Origin of the sequence: Pseudoalteromonas atlantica, from assembly GCA_007988745.1 — a bacterium.
GTDB lineage: Bacteria > Pseudomonadota > Gammaproteobacteria > Enterobacterales > Alteromonadaceae > Pseudoalteromonas > Pseudoalteromonas atlantica.
This window is the reverse complement of sequence record BJUT01000004.1, coordinates 26,906-40,733: the sequence shown is the minus strand read 5'-3', so window position 1 is coordinate 40,733 and position 13,828 is coordinate 26,906. Positions and strand designations below refer to the sequence as shown.

Annotated in this window: 14 protein-coding genes; 7 read left to right on the top strand and 7 right to left on the bottom strand. The window is 41.5% G+C overall.

Translation table 11 applies throughout. From position 1 onward, the window contains the following. Nucleotides 1–26: 26 nt before the first annotated feature. The 6 genes from PAT01_RS03625 to PAT01_RS03600 all read right to left on the bottom strand — a co-directional run bounded on the left by PAT01_RS03625 (nt 27) and on the right by PAT01_RS03600 (nt 5,894). Complete coding sequence (locus tag PAT01_RS03625; RefSeq protein ID WP_096739947.1) at nt 27–1,379, bottom strand: sodium-dependent transporter; 1,353 nt, start codon at nt 1,377–1,379, stop codon at nt 27–29. Between the two features lie 181 nt (nt 1,380–1,560). After that, nucleotides 1,561–2,853, bottom strand: coding sequence for a sensor histidine kinase (locus tag PAT01_RS03620; RefSeq protein WP_024031832.1), 1,293 nt, complete (start codon nt 2,851–2,853; stop codon nt 1,561–1,563). Between the two features lie 17 nt (nt 2,854–2,870). Then, nucleotides 2,871–3,578 (bottom strand): response regulator, encoded by a 708-nt coding sequence (locus PAT01_RS03615; protein ID WP_154944767.1) that lies wholly within the window; start codon nt 3,576–3,578, stop codon nt 2,871–2,873. A 194-nt stretch (nt 3,579–3,772) separates the two neighbouring features. Beyond that, the gene (locus PAT01_RS03610) at nt 3,773–4,156 is read right to left on the bottom strand and encodes a DUF3019 domain-containing protein (protein WP_004587350.1); all 384 of its coding nucleotides are present in this window, start codon (nt 4,154–4,156) and stop codon (nt 3,773–3,775) included. After that, the gene (locus PAT01_RS03605; protein ID WP_004587349.1) at nt 4,146–5,003 is read right to left on the bottom strand and encodes a MipA/OmpV family protein; all 858 of its coding nucleotides are present in this window, start codon (nt 5,001–5,003) and stop codon (nt 4,146–4,148) included. The genes PAT01_RS03610 and PAT01_RS03605 overlap by 11 nt, the downstream gene beginning before the upstream one ends. 87 nt (nt 5,004–5,090) lie before the next feature. After that, nucleotides 5,091–5,894 carry a hypothetical protein gene (locus PAT01_RS03600; protein WP_029773447.1) on the bottom strand — a complete coding sequence of 268 codons (804 nt, stop codon included), beginning with the start codon at nt 5,892–5,894 and terminating at the stop codon, nt 5,091–5,093. Between the two features lie 136 nt (nt 5,895–6,030). On the opposite strand from PAT01_RS03600, the gene PAT01_RS03595 reads away from it, so the two are divergent. Next, nucleotides 6,031–7,155, top strand: a complete 1,125-nt coding sequence (locus tag PAT01_RS03595; RefSeq protein ID WP_404821000.1) for a serine hydrolase domain-containing protein — start codon at nt 6,031–6,033, stop codon at nt 7,153–7,155. A 134-nt stretch (nt 7,156–7,289) separates the two neighbouring features. On the opposite strand, the gene yhbY is transcribed toward PAT01_RS03595, so the two are convergent. After that, nucleotides 7,290–7,586, bottom strand: coding sequence for a ribosome assembly RNA-binding protein YhbY (gene yhbY / locus PAT01_RS03590; protein WP_004587346.1), 297 nt, complete (start codon nt 7,584–7,586; stop codon nt 7,290–7,292). An 88-nt stretch (nt 7,587–7,674) separates the two neighbouring features. On the opposite strand from yhbY, the gene rlmE reads away from it, so the two are divergent. The 6 genes from rlmE (at nt 7,675) to secG (ending at nt 13,749) form a co-directional block, all read left to right on the top strand. Beyond that, on the top strand, nt 7,675–8,304 hold the full coding sequence (gene rlmE / locus PAT01_RS03585; RefSeq protein WP_004587345.1) for a 23S rRNA (uridine(2552)-2'-O)-methyltransferase RlmE: 630 nt from the start codon (nt 7,675–7,677) through the stop codon (nt 8,302–8,304). 66 nt (nt 8,305–8,370) lie between these two features. Continuing rightward, nucleotides 8,371–10,314: an ATP-dependent zinc metalloprotease FtsH gene (gene ftsH / locus PAT01_RS03580; RefSeq protein ID WP_004587344.1), complete on the top strand. Its 1,944-nt coding sequence runs from the start codon at nt 8,371–8,373 to the stop codon at nt 10,312–10,314. Between the two features lie 70 nt (nt 10,315–10,384). Continuing rightward, the gene (folP, locus tag PAT01_RS03575) at nt 10,385–11,230 is read left to right on the top strand and encodes a dihydropteroate synthase (RefSeq protein WP_154944763.1); all 846 of its coding nucleotides are present in this window, start codon (nt 10,385–10,387) and stop codon (nt 11,228–11,230) included. Further along, nucleotides 11,230–12,570, top strand: coding sequence for a phosphoglucosamine mutase (gene glmM, locus PAT01_RS03570; protein ID WP_004587342.1), 1,341 nt, complete (start codon nt 11,230–11,232; stop codon nt 12,568–12,570). Before folP ends, glmM begins: the two co-directional genes overlap by 1 nt. Nucleotides 12,571–12,650: 80 nt before the next feature. Then, the gene (gene tpiA, locus PAT01_RS03565; protein ID WP_055253015.1) at nt 12,651–13,400 is read left to right on the top strand and encodes a triose-phosphate isomerase; all 750 of its coding nucleotides are present in this window, start codon (nt 12,651–12,653) and stop codon (nt 13,398–13,400) included. Nucleotide 13,401: 1 nt separating this feature from the next. Continuing rightward, nucleotides 13,402–13,749 (top strand): preprotein translocase subunit SecG, encoded by a 348-nt coding sequence (gene secG, locus PAT01_RS03560; protein ID WP_004587340.1) that lies wholly within the window; start codon nt 13,402–13,404, stop codon nt 13,747–13,749. The last annotated feature ends 79 nt before the right edge of the window (nt 13,750–13,828 follow it).

Here is a 13,828-nt window from a genome sequence, read left to right as displayed (position 1 = left end):
AACTCGGGTTAGTTAAAAATAACGTTTTAACTTAACACCGAATGTAAAAACACAGCACCAATAGCTATAGGGCACACAAACTTAGTGTATACAGGCCATACTTTCCAAAATAGTGTGTTATGAACCTCAGGGTTACCTTGCTGTATTGCTTTTAGTAGTGAGCCACGGTACCAAATCCAGCCAACAAAAATACAACACATCAAGCCAAGTAAAGGCTGAGCAACTTTAGTTGTTAGGGTGATCACTAAACCAAATAAGCTTCCTAAGTTACATACTATGGTAATGCTCACTGCGCTTATTAGCGCGCCAATTAGCCATGTTGCCTGCAGGCGGCTCATTGCAAAGCGCTCCACAGTATACGATACCGGCGCCTCTAACATTGAAATAGAGGAGGTAAGTGCGGCTATACTCATTAAGGCAAAAAATGCAAAACCTATAAATAAACCCACAGAGCCCATACCATCAAACAATGCAGGTAGCACTTGAAACACCAGTGTGTCTTCAGAGAGAAGTTTGCCTGTAGATGAAAAAATTTCTACGCCTTGAGCTTGTGCGACATACATGGCAGGTATAATTAAAAGGCCCGCTACAAACGCGATAAACACATCTATTAAGGTTACATAAGCGCCTAGCGTGACTAGGTTTTCTTTTTTACTTATGTAAGAGCCATAAATAATCATCACACTGGTGCCTAATGACAAAGAGAAAAACGCTTGGCCGAGTGCACTTACGAGTAAATTTGCATCAAATATAGATGAAAAATCAGGCACTAAATAGGCTTTAAGCCCTTGCATAGCACCTTCTTGGGTCATAACGTAGGCAATTAAGGCAAATAAAATACCTAAAAGCGCAGGCATCAGACGCTTAGACCATTTTTCTATGCCGTTTTCTACGCCACGGCTAATAATAGCCACGGTGAGTATGATAAATATCACTGTAAAAATGATGTTTCGTGAAAGTGACTGCTCACTTAACCACGTTGAAGCTTGGTTTGCACCAGCTAATGTAGTGATAGGTTCGATTGTCGCGCTGAGCATCCAGCCTGCCACAATGGCATAAAAACTTAAAATAAAGCCCGCACATAAAATCCCGCCAAAACCCACGATAAAAGCAAAGCGCTTTTGCCACGCGTGTGATGTTATTTTTGTTAAAGAAGACACCGCATTAGCTTGTCCGTGGCGGCCAATTATAAGCTCAGCCATAAGTGCGGGGTATGCTAAAAAGAACGCGAGTACCAAATAAGCGACTAAAAAAGCTGCACCACCATTGCTAGCTGTTTGGGTAGGAAAACCCCAAATATTACCTAAACCTACTGCAGAGCCTGCGGCGGCCATTATAAATCCAAAGCGAGAGCTAAACTCACCTCTAACTGCGCTCATATTGTTGTACTTCTCTATTTTTTGACGGCGCTGACAATCTACTGGAATTGCAAATAAATAAAAAGTACTTATTTGCCCAATTGTGACAATAATTATCGTCTGGTGTGTCTATCACGCGATGCATTTAATTAATGTTATCAACAGGTTTAGAATAAGGAGTTGATTTTGTGTAAATAATATTTTACGAATCGTGATGCTGGCCAATTTTAAGGGTAAAACACGCCCCTTGAAGCCGCGCACTTTTACTAACGCTTACACTGCCGTGATGCCAATCTGCCACTTTTGCAACAATGGCTAACCCTAAACCATAACTTTTATCAGCACGGTTACGGTGGCTTTCTTCTCTAAAAAACGGGCTAAAAACGTTATTAAAGTTCTCTGGTGCGATGCCTGGGCCATCATCTTCAACCGTAATATATAAATAATGCTCATCGCGCTTTGCACTGACATAAATAGTGTCTTTTGCAAAGTCGCAGGCATTGCCAATTAAATTACTAATAGCCCGAGCAAGCCAATGTAAGTCAGCAAAAACTATATCGTCACTACTGTTTAGTTGTATTTTAAGTTGGCTGGTTTCAATTTTAGGCGAAAGCTGAGTAAGTAAATCTTCAAGATAGTGCGATAAATTAGTTTGCGAGTAGGTGAGCTGGTTGGCATTTTGCTCAAGGGTTGCAAAGGCTAAATAGCTTTTAAGCATTGATTCCATATGATCAAGATCGTTTTCCATACGCACAAGGTATTGCTTAACTTTAGGCATGTCTGCGCTGTCGAGCGCAGCATCTAAGCCAAAGCGTAAACATGCGATAGGGGTTCTAATATCGTGCGATAAGCTCGATGCCATTAATTTGTTTTCCGCCACGAGCTTTTCTATCTGGCTAGCCATGCGGTTAAATGTAAGCTCAACATCTCTTATGTAGGTAAAGTGAGAGACCTTTATTCTCGCTTGCACATCTCCTGCGGCAAACTTTTTAGCTGCATCGTTTAATACTGTTAAGCGTTTAGCAAGTGGGGCAATAATAAAGCCCATAAAAATGCAGAGCCCAGCATAAAACAACAAAGTTAAAATAATATCGTTGCGCTGATCTGTTTCAAAGCCTTTGTCTAGGCGCATGGAAAGATGATAAGGCGACAATACTTCGCTACTGTAGAGCATATAAAAACCTTGCTGGTCTTCTAAAATAAGGCCGCTTTGGGTATGCATTTGTAGTATTAAAGACGGTGGCAGGGCAAGGGATTCATTGTTTTTGTAATCAAGCTTTACATTAAAGTCGTTTGCCAATTGCTTTACATAAGCTGCGCGCTCTGAGGTCGCTACACTACTCAAATGTTTACTAAAGCCGTTGATCATTTGGCTTTGTAGGCTAAATTCATCATGCGGTGTTTGAGTTTGTTGGCTAAATGCATCGATTAGCCAGCCTAATACAACAATAGAAAGCAGCGCACTACCGAGTAGTGAAATGTAAAATTTTTTCATTTAAACCGCCACGGTTACTATTCCCACGCAGTGGCAACAAGTAAATAACCACGCCCCCAAATTGTTTTAATTTTTTCTGGGTTTTGCGGGTCATCATGAAACTTTTTGCGCAGCGCAGATATTAGTACATCAACACTTCTATCAAGCCCATCGTATTCACGGCCTTTGGTTGCTTTAAACACAGCATCACGCGAGACTACTTGGCTTGCATTACTGGCTAAATAGTGCAGTAGGAGGTACTCAGCACTAGAAATAGCCATATCTTGATTATTAAGCGTTACACTGCGTGATTGAGTATCAATACTGAGTGCGCCTACAGTAATCACACTCTCGTTAGTGGCTACTTTAGTCGGTTCGCTGGTAAGGCGCAGTGCTGCTTTTATACGGGCAAGTAATGCGCGAGGGCGCACTGGTTTCATGATGTAATCACTCGCACCTACTTCTAAACCAATTACTTCATCCATTTCATCATCGCGGGCGGTTAGCATAATAATGGGCGCGGTGTAAAAGCTACGTAGCTCTCTGCACACACTTATACCGTCTTGGCCTGGCAACATAATGTCGAGCAAGACTATGTTAGGGTTTAAGTTTTTTACCTGGCTTATTACTTCATCGCCGCGGTGACAAACATGGGTGGTATAGCCTTGCTCGGTTAAGTACTCTGCAACCCATTGGGCTAAAGAGGTGTCATCTTCAACTAATAAAATAGTGCCGTAATTATCCATAAAGCTTCCTTAGTGTTAGAGGGTTGCCGTGTGTGGATTGAAACTCGCCCTTAAATAACCCTAAGGGCTGCATAGGTTTGGGATTTATGCTGCGTTAGTGCCTATTTAGCTGAACAACCACACTTTATAAACGCTGACTTACTTAATTACCAAACACATTGCTGTAAAATCAATCACGAAGGTCACACCTCTAATTAGAACAAGCGCCAGCGGCGTTTTTTTTGTCTATTTTGATAAACCCACTGCAGTTTAACCTCTGTTGTGGCAATAACTTGGGCTGTATTACTATCAAACAATTCAAAAGAAATACTTTGCTGGGAGTCGAAGGTGTATTCAAATACGCCTTGTTGCTGCTTTAACCAGCATTGCATTATATATTTTGATGTTGCGTCTCTTAGGCAGTAATTACCAATAGTTGGTTGCTGCCAGCTAAGGGTTACATCAGCGTAGCAATTGCGGCCTTCACGTAGTGCAACACAGGTGTCGGGCAGCGCAATTAATGGGGCCGTTTTATCTGTTGTTTTAGCAGATGAAATAGCAGGGAAGATCAATAATAAACAGATCCATCTAAAATACATAACGTAGGCCTACCTTGGCTTTATGTTGATACCCTTGAGAAATAATGGGGCTGTCGTCTATTTCTTTTGAAAACCACGTTGTTAACCAGCCAGACAAAAACACCCAATCTTGAGAAATAGGGTACTCAGCATGAAATTCAAACATAATACTGGTGCTGCCATTAGGGGTGTAAATAGGGCGATTAGCGGTGGCTTCGTCTGCATCTATACCAAAGTAATAGTTAGTAAAACTGCCCGAATAAGCGCTAATACCCACCCCAGATCTAAACTCCCAATTACGCCATGGCAAAATATGGCTAAAAAAGGTGTTAAACACCCAGCCATTATGTGTACCTGTAATATCATGTAAAAACTCAAACGAAATTTGCGAGTTTTCAAAGCGGCGCGTTAATCTTAGCCCAGCATCAAAATCGTAATTACGCGATTTTATACCCGCAAGCTCTTCTATTACACCGTGGTTGTAAAAACCTAAACCTTTGTCATCAAAGCCCGCCTGAGTATTGGTGCCTAATATATCCAAGCCCCAATCAAATTTATCTATAAGGCTGTAACCCACAACTAAGCCGCCGCTTAATTGGTTATGATCAAAGTCGAGATAAAAGTTTTCGTAGGAAATAGCCAGGCTTAAATCGAGTTCAATGCCATCGTCGTAGGAATCAAGGCCAATTAGGTAAGAGTCTTCTACATAATAACCAGCCCCAGCGCTCCAATCCCACGCAAAACCTTGGGTGGGCTCTAGCGTGTTATCAGCATAGTATCGATTGCTTGCCTGGCTTTGAAAGCTCAAAAAACTGGCGCAAAGCAATACGCTATTAATAAAAGTATGCTGTAAGAAAGCGTTTTTCATCCCTGGGGACCTAATTATTATTTGTTATTAAGCGTATTATATTGGTAAGTGAATCCTTGAATCTGTAAAAAAATGTAGTTTTTCACGTTATTGCACTTTTATTTTGTCAATTAAAATACTGCTTAAGTAATATTGCATCATAGGCGTTAAGGCACTCACCTCTGTACGCGTACATGGGCCTTGTAGTTTAGTTAAGCTGCTTAATTTAGTAATAGTTTTAAAGGGCGGTACAGTTACTTCCTTACCTGCGCGCGCTATACGGGCTTGCTCGGTATTTTGTTGATGTACAAATGTTGCCACTTCTAACTCATTAGTAATTTTTTGCTCTTGGGCAAAGCTAAACAATAAAGGCTCACGGTGGAAGCTTGCGCTGTCTATTGATGATTTTGCAAACCACACCACATCGCCAGAGGCGCGGTGCGTAATGCGCATGCTCACTTGCGCTAGTATGGTGGCGCATTGTTGAGTAGGGTATTGCTGCGCTACTTTGGCAAATAAAGGGTAAGGGTTTTCAGGTTGAGTTAACGCATACTTTGTATCGTCAGTAAATGCTAAATCTAACTGATGAATAGCTAACGTGTAGTCACTGTTTTTGCTATCAGTCACTTCTAAGCCTTTATCGTTCAAGGCTTGTGTTATTTGCTTTAATAGCGTGTCTGTTACGCTTGCTTTATCGGTTGTAATACGCACTGTTTGGCCGCGTGTTACTTTGTGCGCCGGTAACTGTACAGACTTAACTTTTGGCGATGCGTGCTCTGTTTTATACTCAAGCTGGTAAGTTTCGCTCTTTAATGTTGGCTTTAACGGTAAAGCCAAAGGCTCGGCCGGCTGTTTGGTAATTGCACAACCTGCTGATAATAATATAAAAAGTGATACAACTATAAAACGCATAAATACTTAACATCCACTTAAAAAGCCAATAATCGCAACATTGTACGTTAGTCCTATCAAAACTTCATGATATTATGCACATAGATGTAGTTAAAAAAGAATAAATTTGTAACGAATGAAGTATCTCACTAATTTTATGTACGTTTGGGTCGCTATTTGTCTATCTATATCGCTTCAGGCGATAGCTAAAGCAGACTCAAGCTGGGATGGATTCGTAAAACAGTATGGACGCTACGCAGAAAAAAAACTCAACAGTAAAGGTATTCCTGGCGCTGCGCTTTCGATAGTGAGTATTGGTAACGCTGATTATATCCACACCATGGGCCGCACTAAGGCAAGAAGTGGCACACAGGTTAACCGCCACACCCGCTTCAGGTTGGCTTCTGTGTCAAAAACATTTGCAGGGTCGTTAACTGCAAAGCTTGCAAGTGAAGGGTTAATAGATTTATTTAAACCGGTAAGCGAGTATATACCTGCTTTTAAAGGCACGGTTTATAAAGACAATTTAAAAGTGTTTCACTTATTAAGCCACTCCAGCGGGTTGGTCCCTAATGCGTATGACAATTTAATCGAATCAAGAATGAATTACCCCGATATTGTCGAAAAGCTATTAACAGTAAATCCCATTTGCGAACCAGGCCAATGCTATGGCTATCAAAATGTGATGTTTAGTTTAATTGATGATGTAATTTACAGCAGTACCAATAAAAAATATGACCAGTGGCTGCAAGAGGGGATTTTTACACCATTAAAAATGAGCGATACCAGCTTAGGCTACGATGCAATGGTGCAGGATAAAAATTATGCGCTGCCGCACGTTAGAGGAAAAAAACGTTGGTACACAGCCAAGCTGAAAAAAAACTATTATAAAGTCGGCCCGGCTGCGGGCGTAAATGCAAGTGCCACCGATATGGCAAAATGGTTAAATGCGCAATTAGGGCAAAACCTAGATGTACTTTCTTTAGATGCACTTGCTACACAAACACGCCCTTATACACTTACAAAAAAAGAGCGTTATAGACGAGTATGGAAAAAGGAATTAGAACAAGCTTATTATGGATTAGGCTGGCGTGTTTATAACTATAACGATGAAACGCTTTATTATCATAGTGGCTGGGTGCAAGGCTATCGCAGTGATTTGGTGGTTATACCGCATTTAAATGTGGGTTTTAGCTTGATTGTTAACGCGGAAACAGGCGTGATAAACGAATTAACTACTGAATTTTTAGACCGTTTATTAAAATACAAACGCACTAAATAAACATACCTAAGATTGCTTAAAAGAGCCGTGCTTTTAAATTTATTTTTTACCGGTAAAAAGCATAAATAAGCACATATGATAAAAAAACCAGCTTAATGCTGGTTTTTTTATAAAAAGCTCACTGCACAATTAACTTATGCACGTGGTAATTGAATCTTTTTTTCTGCACTTTGACGATACAATACAACAGTGTGACCTATTGTTTGTAGCTTAGTAGCGCCGGTTTCACGAACGATTGCATCAAAAATAAGTGCTTTTGTTTCACGATCGTCAGTAGGTACTTTTACTTTAATCAATTCGTGAATTTCTAATGCACTTTGAATTTCGACTACTACGCCCTCGGTTAAACCGTTCGAACCTAGTAAAACTACAGGCTTAAGGCTATGCGCCTGACCTTTTAAAAACTGCTTTTGTTTGTTTGATAATGTCATGTTTATACAAATTTTGCTGAATATGGCTTGAATTAAGGGTATTCTAACGCCATCTAAAGAATATTACTAATTAGTTGCGTGTTAATTTATGACAAATAAAAAACATTCAGCCAGTTCAAAGCGATGGCTGAAAGAACATTTTGATGATCAATATGTTCAGCAAGCGCAAAAAAAAGGCTGGCGTTCTCGAGCTGTTTTCAAATTAGATGAGATCCAAAATAAAGATAAACTGCTTCGCCCTGGTATGACCGTTGTTGATTTAGGTGCTGCACCTGGCAGCTGGTCACAATACTTAGCCGAGAAAGTATCAGATAAAGGTCAGGTTGTTGCGTGTGACATATTACCTATGGACTCACTTGCGGGGGTTGACTTTTTACAAGGCGATTTTCGTGAAGAAGCCGTACTTGATGCATTGTTAAAACGCATTGATGGTAAAAATGTTGATGTGGTACTCTCTGACATGGCACCAAATATGAGCGGTAATAACTCGGTAGATCAAGCGGGTAGCATGTATTTGGTAGAATTAGCACTTGATATGTGTCATCAAGTATTAAAGAAAAATGGTGCATTTGTTGTTAAAGTGTTTCAAGGTGAAGGCTTTGATCAATACTTGCAAGACGTTCGTAATAGTTTTAAAGCAGTGAAAATACGCAAACCTGATGCCTCACGTGCCCGTTCTCGGGAAGTATATATAGTAGCGACCGGCTACAAACTGTAGTACAGTTGCTTGGCGTTTAGTTGAATTTAAATTAATTGGATACAAGAGGTTAACCCCTTGAGCGATATGGCGAAAAATCTAATACTCTGGCTGGTTATTGCAGTTGTGCTAATGTCAGTATTTCAGAGCTTTAATGGCGGCGATCAAGTTGATCGTCAAACAAGTTACACTCAATTTGTAAAAGACGTGCGTAGCGGCTCTTTACAGGAAGTTATTATTGACCGTGGAACGGGTAATATTACAGGTACTAAAAGCAGTGGTGAGCGTTTTCAAACCACAATGCCAATGTACGATGAAGACTTAATTAATGATTTACTTAAAAATGATGTAAATGTGAAAGGCGTTCAGCCTGAAGAACAATCGTTTTTAGCAAGTATTTTTATCTCTTGGTTCCCAATGTTGCTGCTTATAGGTGTATGGATATTCTTCATGCGTCAAATGCAAGGCGGTGGCGGTAAAGGCGCAATGTCGTTTGGTAAAAGCAAAGCGCGCCTGATGAGCGAAGACCAAGTTAAAACAACTTTTGCTGATGTAGCAGGTTGTGATGAAGCAAAAGACGACGTAACAGAGTTAGTAGACTTTTTACGTGACCCTTCTAAGTTCCAAAAACTTGGTGGTAGTATTCCTAAGGGCGTACTAATGGTGGGTCCTCCTGGTACGGGTAAAACATTACTTGCAAAAGCCGTAGCCGGTGAAGCAAAAGTACCGTTTTTCACCATTTCAGGTTCTGACTTTGTTGAAATGTTTGTTGGTGTGGGCGCATCGCGTGTACGTGACATGTTTGAGCAAGCTAAAAAGGCTGCACCATGTATTATCTTTATAGATGAGATTGATGCTGTAGGTCGTAAGCGTGGCGCTGGCATGGGCGGTGGACACGACGAACGTGAACAAACACTAAACCAAATGCTTGTAGAAATGGATGGTTTTGAAGGTAACGAAGGTATTATCGTTATAGCGGCAACTAACCGCCCTGACGTACTAGACCCTGCATTACTTCGTCCTGGTCGTTTTGACCGTCAAGTAGTAGTCGGCTTGCCTGATATTCGCGGCCGTGAGCAAATTCTTAAAGTACATATGCGTAAAGTGCCATTAGGCGATAACGTAGAAGCGGCAGTTATTGCACGTGGTACGCCTGGTTTCTCTGGTGCTGATTTAGCAAACCTTGTAAACGAAGCCGCACTTTATGCCGCACGTGGTAATAAACGTGTTGTAAGTATGGCTGAGTTTGATGCTGCTAAAGATAAAATCATGATGGGTGCAGAGCGCAAGACCATGGTGATGAGTGAGCAAGAGAAAGAAATGACGGCTTACCATGAAGCGGGTCATGCTATTGTTGGCCGTATGGTGCCAGAGCACGACCCAGTTTATAAAGTGTCGATTATTCCACGTGGCCGTGCCCTTGGTGTAACTATGTACCTGCCTGAACAGGACCGTGTTAGCCATTCTAAAGAGCTTTTAGAGTCAATGATTTCAAGCCTTTACGGTGGCCGGATTGCTGAAGCACTTATTTATGGCGAAGACAAAGTAACAACGGGTGCGAGTAACGACATTGAGCGTGCAACAGATATTGCACGTAAAATGGTAACGCAGTGGGGCTTGAGTGAAAAACTAGGTCCGTTACTTTACGCTGAAGATCAAAACGAGATGTACATGGGTGGCGGCGGTGGTCGCGCAATGAGCATGTCTGATGAAACAGCTAAAGTAATTGATGCCGAAGTACGCTTATTCTCAGACCGTAATTATCAAAGAGCAGAAGATATATTAAAAGAAAATATTGATATTCTTCATGCGATGAAAGATGCATTAATGAAATACGAAACAATTGATGCTAAACAAATTGATGATTTAATGGCGCGTCAGCCTGTGCGTGAACCACGTGATGCACATGACCGTTTAGACGATAAGCCAACTAAAACAGTCGCACCTCAAGAAAAGCCGGTTGATGAAAGCCAAAAACCGGATGATTCATCGAAAAAAGATGAAACAAACCTTGATGATAAAGCTGAATAATCGTTAAAATAATACTTTAAAAGCCCCGTACTTCGGGGCTTTTTTGTATCAAATAACTAAAAGGTTGGCGATGACTAACATAATAAACCTTCCCAGTGGGCGTAAACTTAATTTAGAAAAACCGTGTGTGATGGGTATTTTAAATGTGACCCCTGATTCATTTTCTGATGGTGGAAAGTTTTTAGATACAGCGCACGCGGTGCAACAGGCAATGCAGTTGTTAGACGAGGGTGCAACTATCATTGATATTGGCGGGGAGTCTACACGCCCAGGCGCGCCAGATGTTAATTTAGACGATGAACTTAATCGTGTGATACCTGCAATAAAAGCCATTAGAGCTAAAAGTGATTGCGTTATATCGGTAGATACCAGTAAAGCGCAGGTCATGGAGCAGGCGATTTTAGCAGGTGCTGATATAGTTAACGACGTACGTGCATTACAAGAGCCCCACGCCCTTAGCACACTCGCTAAGTATCCCGATGTAGCAATTTGTTTAATGCATATGCAAGGGCAGCCACGGACAATGCAAAGTGAACCCACTTATACTGACTTGCTAGCGCAAATTAACCTCTTTTTTGAGCAGCGCATAAGCGCATGCGAAACAGCGGGTATTAAGGTGGAGCAACTTATCCTCGACCCAGGTTTTGGCTTTGGCAAAACCCTAGAGCATAATTTTGAAATACTTGCTAAATTTAATGCATTTAATAAATTTGAACTACCGCTTTTAGCAGGTCTTTCACGCAAGTCGATGATAGGTAATTTGCTAAACAGAAAAACAGATGAGCGATTAGCGGGTAGCTTAGCCGGTGCGCTAATTGCCGCGCAAAATGGCGCAAAAATTATTCGTGTACACGATGTAAAAGAAACAGCAGATGTGCTTGGTGTACTCCAAGCTTGCGAAAAAGGAGCTTTATAATGAGCGAAAGAAAATATTTTGGTACCGATGGGGTACGTGGTTTAGTGGGCACAGCTCCAATTAACCCTGAGTTTGCAATGAAATTAGGCTGGGCCGCAGGTCGAGTTTTGTCTCTAAGTGGAACAAAAAAAGTAATTATAGGTAAAGATACCCGTATTTCAGGTTACATGCTAGAAACCGCGCTTGAAGCTGGTTTAATTGCCGCAGGAATAGATGTCGTACTGCTAGGGCCAATGCCAACGCCCGCTGTTGCATATTTAGCGCAAACGTTTAGAGCCGAAGCAGGTATTGTAATTAGTGCATCGCATAACCCTTATTACGATAACGGGATTAAGTTTTTTAATGGCCAAGGCTTAAAATTGGATGACGACGTTGAGCTACAAATTGAAGCGATGCTTGATGAACCAATGACCTGTGTTGCCTCAGATAAGCTTGGTAAAGCCTCGCGCTTAGTAAGTGCTGATGGGCGCTATATTGAATTTTGTAAAAGCCAATTTCCACAAGGCTTATCACTTGAAGGTTTAAAAGTTGTACTAGATTGTGCCAATGGCGCAACCTACCATATTGCTCCGTCGGTAATGCGTGAGCTAGGCGCTGAAGTGATTACTCATGCATGTGAGCCTAATGGGGTGAATATAAACCATGAATGTGGTGCTACACACGTTGATACGTTAAAGCGCAAAGTGCTAGAGCATAAAGCCGATGTGGGTATTGCTTACGATGGTGATGGTGATCGCGTAATGATGGTTGATCATAACGGTCGCGTATTTGACGGTGATGACTTAGTTTATATTATAGCCTGCCAAGCGGCTGAAGATCATATGCTAGGTGGTGGTGTTGTTGGCACGGTTATGTCGAACATGGGGCTTGAAAATGCATTAAAAGCAAAAGGAATTGAATTTGCGCGCAGTAAAGTTGGCGACCGTTATGTAATGGAAATGCTGCAGCAAAAAGGGTGGAGAATTGGCGGTGAAAGCTCAGGCCATGTATTAAACCTCGATTTAATCACCACGGGCGATGGTATCATTTCAAGCCTTCAGGTATTGGCTGCAATGGTGGCTCAAAATCGCACATTACAAGATTTAGGGGCTGGTTTTACAAAGTACCCAATGAAAATGATTAATGTACGTTACACACCTGGCACAGACCCTACACAAGCACCAGAAGTACAAGATGCAGTTGCGCAAGTAGAGCAAGCTTTAGGCGAAAAAGGCCGTGTTTTACTTCGTAAATCAGGCACTGAACCGGTAGTACGTGTTATGGTTGAAGCCGAACAAGAAAAAATAGTCATAGACAGCGCGCAAAAAATTGCAGCAGTTGTCGAATCTATGAGCAAATAAACTGATTGAGAACAATAACCTCTTGTAACTTAGGGCGAGAAAAGTTAATATCTCGCCCGCTTTCTAATCTGGAGTGGAAAATGGCAATACGTAAGGCAATGGTCGCAGGCAACTGGAAAATGAATGGCTCTTTAGAGCTTGTCACTCAACTGTCTGATGCCATTAACAGTGTTAAATCAAATGAGATAGACATTGTTTTATTTCCTCCATTTCCATTAGTATCAGCACTGGTTGACAGTGGTGTTACCACGGGTACCCAAACGCTAAGTGAAAATACCCCAGGCGCCTTTACCGGTGAAGTGGATGCTCAGCTTATTAAAGATTTAGGTGCTAAGTACGTACTCGTAGGTCATTCAGAGCGACGCAGTATTTACAAAGAAAGCAATGCAACCGTAGCCGCAAAATTTGCCCGTGCGCAGCAAGTGGGACTAACACCTATCTTGTGTATCGGCGAAAGCGAGAGCGAACAAGAAAACGGTCAAACCGAACACGTGGTTGCTGCACAAATTGATGCAGTAATTGAGAAATTAGGTGTAGCAGCACTGAAAGATTCTGTGATAGCATACGAGCCCGTTTGGGCCATAGGCACAGGTAAGACTGCATCGCCAGAACAGGCACAAGCTGTTCATAAATTTATCCGTGACAAAATTGCATCATTAGATAGCGATTTAGCACAAGGGCTTACCATCTTGTATGGTGGTAGCGTTAACGAAAAAAATAGCGAATTATTATTTGCACAACCAGATATAGACGGCGGCCTTATTGGCGGTGCTAGTCTAAAAGCAGATTCGTTCACTGCAATCTGTAACAGTGCAAAAGGGACCGTATAAGATGTACGAAATTTTATTAGTAGTTTATTTAGTTGTTGCTTTAGCTTTAGTTGGTATGGTTTTAATCCAGCAAGGTAAAGGCGCAGACATGGGTTCTTCATTTGGCGCCGGTGCTTCGGGCACAGTTTTTGGCTCATCAGGTGCAGGTAACTTCATGACCAAAACAACAACAAGCTTAGCAACAGTGTTTTTTGTTTTAAGTATTGTGTTAGGTAACTTAACTGCCGGTCAAATTAAAAAGACCGATGAGTGGGAAAACCTTGAAGCAGCACCTGCAGTAGAAACTGTAGCGCCAGCAGAAGAAGACGTACCTGTTACTCAACAGCAGAGCTCTGACGTACCAAACTAATTTAGCGTAAAGCTAACGTTAAACGACTTATACTCCTCAAGTAAGTCAATAAGTTTAACAGCAAAGCGAAAGCTTAAAA